The following is a 6,144-nucleotide window of genomic DNA, read 5'->3' as shown; positions in this document are numbered from 1 at the left end:
GGCCGAAGATCCGGAGCGGTGTGGCGCCGACCTGACCGTGGTGGCCGACGGTGTGTTCAGCCGTACCCGCGAGCGCCTGTTCGGTGGCGCCTACCGGGCGCGTTACTCCGGCAGCACCGCCTGGCGCGGCGTGGTCGAGGACATGACCGTCGAAGACTTCGTCGAGACCTGGGGCCGGGGTGTCAAGTTCGGGGTGACGCCGCAGCAGGGCGGCCGCACCAACTGGTTCGCCACGGCCCGGGCTCCCGAGGGACGGTTCCACCCCGGCCGGGAGGTGGAGGTGCTGCGCCGGATGTTCGACGGCTGGGCGGCCCCGGTCCAGCCGGTTCTCGACGCCCTGACCGAGGAGCGGATCCTGCGTCAAGACGTCTACGTCACTCCGCGCCTGCCGTCCTATGTGCGCGGCGACACGGTCCTGATCGGCGACGCCGCTCACGCGATGACCCCGGACCTGGGCCGCGGCGCCTGCGAGGCGATCATCGACGCCGTCACCCTGGCCGGCTGCCTCCGCGAGACCACTTCCACGTCAAAAGCGCTTGCGGCGTACGACCACCGCCGCCGCCCGATCACCCAGCGCCTCACCCGCGTCGCCGCCCTGGCCGCCCGCCTGAGCCAGGTCCGCCGGGCCCTGCCCGTCCGAGACCGGGCCCTGTGGCTCGCCATGCTCCCCGGCCCACCGAACTGACCGCCAACCCGGCCGGCATCGCTGCAGCTCGCCACGCCCGCCGGGCCGCCGGACCGCTGGACTGAGTGTCAGGCCGTCATCGCGGCGCGGATCGTGGTGAAGTCGGCCGGGGTCAGTGGGACCAGGCCGTAGCGGAGTGAGTAACCCCAGTTCGCGGCGGCCGTCAGCTCGAGGGTCAGGTCGTGGATCGGGACCGGGCGTGCCGTCGTGTCGAAGTCGACGTCGCGGCGCCACGGCCGGAACGACCCGTGCGAACCCATGTCCATCGTCTCGCCCGCCAGGTAGGGCGCGTCGTCGGCGACCACCCCGACCTGGGTCACCGCCCGTAGCGGCCGGCGGTCCCCGAGCCGCTGGGTCGGCGAGTAGAAGACGAACCCGTCGCCCCGGCGCAGCCGCCGGAGGTTGTTGCGCTTGCCGTGGTTGAGCTGGATCCAGCCGAGGTCGGCGCCGATCGCCGCGTGCTCGGCGGAGACCACCCCGAGCCAGGCCCGTTCCATCGTGTCCGACATGACGACTCCCCTGCTCAGGCTTCCTGGACCTCGCCATCGTCGCGCCTCATACCTGACACAGGGCGTCAGGTATTGGGGGTTACCGTCGGAGCATGAGGCCCGACCGGCTGCTCGCCCTGCTCCTGCTGCTCCAGGCACGGAGCCCTCGCTCGGCGACCGAACTCGGCGCGGAGCTGGAGGTGTCGGTCCGTACCATCTACCGCGACGCCGAAGCCCTGTCCGCCGCCGGGGTGCCGGTCTACGCCGAGCGCGGGCGCAGCGGCGGCATCGCGCTGCTGCCCGGTTACCGCACCCAGGTTCCCGGGCTCAGTCCGGACGAGGCCCGTGCCCTGTTCGTGCTCACCACCGACCGGCCGCACGCCGACCTCGGGCTCGGTGACGCGCTCGGCTCCGCGCTGCGCAAGGTGCTCGCGTCCCTGCCGGCGGGTCACCGGGACACCGCGGACCTGATCGGCCGCCGGGTGCTGGTCGACCCCGCGCGCTGGGGCGCCGTCGACGACCGCCCGGCACACCTGGACCGGGTACAGGCCGCAGTCCTGGACGGGCGCCGGCTCCGGATCGGCTACGGTTCCGCGGGCGCCGGCACCGGGACCTACACGCTCGATCCGCACGGCCTGGTGCACAAGGCCGGCGTCTGGTACCTGGTCGCCGAGCACCGCCGGATCATGAAGACGTTCCGTGTCGACCGGGTCCGGGACGCAACGGTCCTGGACACCCCGGCCCGCCGGCGCAGCGGCTTCGACCTCGCCGCCACCTGGAGCGGGCTGCAGGACCGCTACGCGGCGGCCCGTACCGCGGTCGCGGTCCGGGTCCGGGTGCGACGGCACGTGCTGCCGCGAGTGCTGCGCCTGCACGGCGACGCGCAGAACCGGGAGGTGCCGCCCGGTGACAGCGCCTGGGCCGACCTGACCCTGCGGTTCCCGGTCCTGGACGCGGCGCAGGCGCTGCTCGCCTTCGGCGCCGACGTCGAAGTCCTGGAGCCCGCCGAACTCCGGGCCCGGCTGGCCGGTATCGGGGCCGGGATCGCAGCCCGGTATTCGTGACGACGGTCCCTTTCCGCATTCTCGGAAAAGTTCCGGAGATTTCTGTTGTCGGACCCCGGCCGAAAGCATCCGGATGCGCCAGAGAACGGTCCGGATAACAGAAAAATCGCATCTCCGATGCCGGTCGGGAAACGATGATCACCACGATTGACACCCTCTCGAAAGGCTGCTTACGGTGACCGCCGGCAGGGCAGGCAATCGATTGCCTGAATCCCCGTCACGGAACCGTTCTCTTCCCCGGGAGACGGCCCGTGCCCTGCTTCCCCGTCCCCCACCGTGCCCGAAGGAGTGCTCATGCCGAGCATGCTCATCGGAAGACCCTCACCCGCCACCGAACTCGTGCTGGCCGCCCAGAACGGTGATCGCCAAGCCGTCGACCGGCTGATCGCCGGGGAGGTCGCGCACGTCTACCGGCGTGTCGGCCGGGCCCTGCGCTGGCACGCCGACGTCGACGACGTGGTCCAGGAGACGCTGCTGCAGATCGTGCGGTGCCTGCCGTCCGTACGGGAAATCGATCGTTTTCGCCCTTGGGTTTGTGCCGTCACCGATCGTCAGGTCCAGCGGCACCTGCGTGATCTGCGCCGGCGGCAGCACCGGCAGGAGACGCTGACCGTGGACCAGCCCGATCCGGCCGGTGACTTCACCGACCGCGCCGACACCGAGGAGCTGCTGGAGCGGCAGCGCCGGGAGATCACCGTGGCGGCGCGCTGGCTGGACGACGACGACCGACACCTGCTCGCGCTGTGGTGGCGGGAGACCGCCGGGCGGACCACCCGGGCCGAGACCGCCGCGGCGCTGGGTGTCGGGGCCGGGCTGGCCGCGGTCCGGGTCAACCGGATGCGGACCCGGCTGGCCAGTGCCCGGACCATGACGCGGGCGCTGGACGCCGGCGGGTGCGACCAGCTGACCGGGCTGACCCGGAGCTGGGACGGCCGGCCGTGTGCGATCTGGCGCAAACGGTTGACCCGGCACACCCGCGGCTGCCTGCGCTGCACCCCCACCGGCGACTGACACCGACAGGCCGGCCCTCCACCTGGTGGAGGGCCGGCCTGTCGCATCACATCACGATGCCGGCCTGCGGACCGGAACCGGACTTGACCACGGAGGGCACGTTGGCCGCGGTGTCGAGGGTGTACGAGTAGAAGCTGCTCGGGGTGAACGCCGAACCGAGGGTCTCCTGCCGGCCGGACGAGCCGGTCACGATGCTGCCGGACTGCCGCAGCTGGGCCGTCGAGTCGGGGTAGTACGGGTTCTTGACGTTCTCGAAGTAGCTGTTCTCGATGACCATCTTGGTGGCGCCACGGGAGTAGTTGCCGTACGACGTGATGTTCTGCAGGTAGTTGTTGTAGAGGTGGGCGTACGCCAGGTTGTCGGCACTGGGGTTGCGCTGGTTGGAGTTGTAGATCCAGTTGTGGTGGATGGTCATCCGGGCCACAACGTTCTCGGTCCAGCCGATGCCGAAGTTCTTGTTGTGGCCGCCGAGCCGGTTCCAGGACACCGTCACGTAGTTGGTGTCCTTACGCGAGTCGATGGTGCCGTCGTTGATGTTCTGGAACGTGTTGTGGTCGATCCACACGTGGTCGGCGGTGTCCATCTGGATGCCGTCGTAGTCGTAGTCCTTGTCGTCCGGGTCGTCGGCGGCCATGTCGGTGTCGCCGATGGTCAGGTTCCGGATGATGACGTTGCGGACCCCGGCGCCGAGGAAGAACCCGCCGCCCTTGAGCCGGCCGGTGGTGCCGAGCCCGACGATCGTCTTGTTCGACTTGACCGGGATCTCGTAGCCGTAGGTGGCCGAGGTCATCGTGCCGTTGACCCGGATCACGTAGGCCTCGGTCGCGGTCGCGTACTTCAGCAGGTCGGCGTAGTTGGACACGGTGACCGCGGTGCCGCCCGCCCCGCCGGTGGTGCCCTGGGCGAACCCGTCGGCGGTGTTCGACCAGGCCGAGCCGGCCGACACCTGGTTGAACGACCACTGCATCCGGGCGATGTCCGAGCAGGTCTCCTGCACGATCGGGTTGTTCCCGGCGGTGGAGCCGTCCTTGTTGCTGACGCAGAGCCCGCTGGACGCGCTCTTGACCAGGAACTTCCCGGACGCGGCGGTGGAGGCGGTCAGCGACCAGGTCTGGTTGGCGCTGGTCCCGCAGGTGTACTGCCACAGCTGGGTGCCGGAGACGGTGCTCGAGTTGGGCACGTCGACACATTTCGCGCTGTTGGTGTTGACCAGGGCGAACGCGCCGTTCTGCGCGACGGCCTTGAACTGCTGGTCGGTGGCGGCGGTGTTGCAGGCGACCTGCACCAGCAGCGCGCTGTTGCCGGTGGACGCGCCGGTCACGACGGCACATTTGCCGCTGGACCCCGACGCGAGGGTGTAGACACCACCGGCGGCCGGGGTGACGGCCGCTTCGGCGGGCAGCACGCTGAGGCCGAGAACGGCCAGGGGAATGGTCAGGCCTACGGCCAGGAGTCTTCTCATAGCGGGTTCCATCCGTCCGTTCCGGCGAGGTATTTCTGCGGGGTGTGGTTGGCGGCCTGCGCGTCGGTCAATTGCAGTCGGTTGCCGTTGACGGTGGCGCCCGAACCGGTGTTCTTGTATTCGGTGAAACGCGCGTTCTGCCAGGTGTTGGTGGACATGTCGGTCCACGGCTGTGCGGTTCTGACGGTGTTGCCGAGGCTGGATTCCCGGAACAGCACCTGGGCGCCCTGCCGCCACGGCCGGCCCAGCGTGGTGTTGTTGCTTCCGGTTCCGGTGATCGTGCATTTGTAGAAGAGGAAGCCGTACGTCTTGGTGTCCGGGGTGCTGGCCGCGGTCATCGTGCCGCCGGTCGAGCGTTTCTCGTGGATGGTGCTGTTCGCGAAGACCGCGACACCGGCGCCGAAGATGAAGTCGGTGGTGCCCTCGATGTACGAGCCGGTGAAGTAGGTGCGGGCGTTGTTGTCGACCAGGAACGTGTCCTGGTCGCCGAGCAGCCGGACGCTGCTGAACCGGGAGCGGTCCGAGTCGAGGTAGAGCGCGAGCGCCTGGTCCCCGGTCTCGTACGTGTTCTCGTCGTAGTCGTTGGTGATGGTCAGGTTGGTGGCCGCGAAGTCGTGCCCGTAGACCTGCACGGTGCCGCTGCCCTGCAGCCCGTAATGCCCGGCGTCGCGGTTGTTGATGATCGTGGTCTTGCTGTAGTCGGTGCCGAGGCCCTCAAAGGTGATGTACGGCTTGTTCGCCGGCACGGTCACGATCTCCCGGTACGTACCGGCCTTGATCGTGATGATCCGGCGGGTGGTGTTGCCGGCCGGCACCGCGTCGACGGCGGCCTGCACGGTCCGGTAGGTGCCGGTTCCGTCGGCGGCCACCGTCGCCGTGGTGGTGCCGCCGCCGGAGACCTGGTTGAACGACCACTGCATCCGGGCGATGTCCGAGCAGGTCTCCTGCACGATCGGGTTGTTCCCGGCGGTCGAGCCGTCCTTGTCGCTGACGCAGAGCCCGTTCGCGGCGCTCCGGATCAGGTATTTGCCCGGCGCGGCGGTCGACGCGGTGAACGTCCAGGTCTGGTTGGCGCTGGCGCCGCACGTCCACTGCCACAGCTGGGTGCCCTGGTCGGTGGTCGAATAGGGCACGTCCACACACTTCGCACTGGTCGTGTTGACCAGGCCGAACCCGCCGTTCTGGGCGACGGCCGTGAACTGCTGGTCACCGGCGGCCGTGTTGCAGGCGACCTGGACCAGCAGCCCACCGTTGGCCGTCGACGCGCCACCGACGTCGAGACACTTGCCGCTCGCGCCGGAGGCGATCGTGTAGACGCCGTTCGCCGCGGGCGCGACGGCGGCGAGGGCCGCCGGAATGCCCACGAACAGGGCGACGACGTGAGGTAAGGGCACTGCCATGCGCGAACTCCCATCCTGTGTCGATGCGCTTCGA

6 protein-coding genes are annotated in these 6,144 nt (G+C 69.7%); 3 read left to right on the top strand and 3 right to left on the bottom strand.

Annotated elements, in window-relative coordinates; translation table 11 throughout:
- A partial coding sequence (locus Aco03nite_RS32295) for an FAD-dependent monooxygenase (protein WP_203801643.1) occupies positions 1–685 on the top strand: 685 nt, incomplete at its 5' end.
- 68 nt (positions 686–753) lie between these two features.
- Here the strand turns inward: Aco03nite_RS32295 and Aco03nite_RS32290 are convergent.
- Positions 754–1,194, bottom strand: coding sequence for an EVE domain-containing protein (locus Aco03nite_RS32290; RefSeq protein ID WP_239145621.1), 441 nt, complete (start codon positions 1,192–1,194; stop codon positions 754–756).
- Between the two features lie 92 nt (positions 1,195–1,286).
- Between Aco03nite_RS32290 and Aco03nite_RS32285 the strand changes: the two genes are divergently transcribed.
- Positions 1,287–2,237, top strand: coding sequence for a helix-turn-helix transcriptional regulator (locus Aco03nite_RS32285; RefSeq protein WP_203801641.1), 951 nt, complete (start codon positions 1,287–1,289; stop codon positions 2,235–2,237).
- Between the two features lie 294 nt (positions 2,238–2,531).
- A complete protein-coding gene (locus Aco03nite_RS32280) occupies positions 2,532–3,248 on the top strand; it encodes an RNA polymerase sigma factor (RefSeq protein WP_203801639.1) in 717 nt (238 codons plus the stop codon).
- Positions 3,249–3,294: 46 nt separating this feature from the next.
- Here the strand turns inward: Aco03nite_RS32280 and Aco03nite_RS32275 are convergent, their stop codons facing one another.
- Entirely contained in the window at positions 3,295–4,710 is a 1,416-nt protein-coding gene (locus Aco03nite_RS32275) for an RICIN domain-containing protein (RefSeq protein WP_203801637.1), read from the bottom strand.
- Positions 4,707–6,110, bottom strand: coding sequence for a pectinesterase family protein (locus Aco03nite_RS32270; protein WP_203801635.1), 1,404 nt, complete (start codon positions 6,108–6,110; stop codon positions 4,707–4,709). Before Aco03nite_RS32270 ends, Aco03nite_RS32275 begins: the two co-directional genes overlap by 4 nt.
- Between the last annotated feature and the right edge of the window lie 34 nt (positions 6,111–6,144).

It is taken from the genome of Actinoplanes couchii, from assembly GCF_016862075.1.
GTDB classification, from domain to species: Bacteria; Actinomycetota; Actinomycetes; order Mycobacteriales; family Micromonosporaceae; genus Actinoplanes; species Actinoplanes couchii.
Note: the sequence above shows the minus strand (reverse complement) of the source record. Positions and strands in the feature narration are given on the sequence as shown.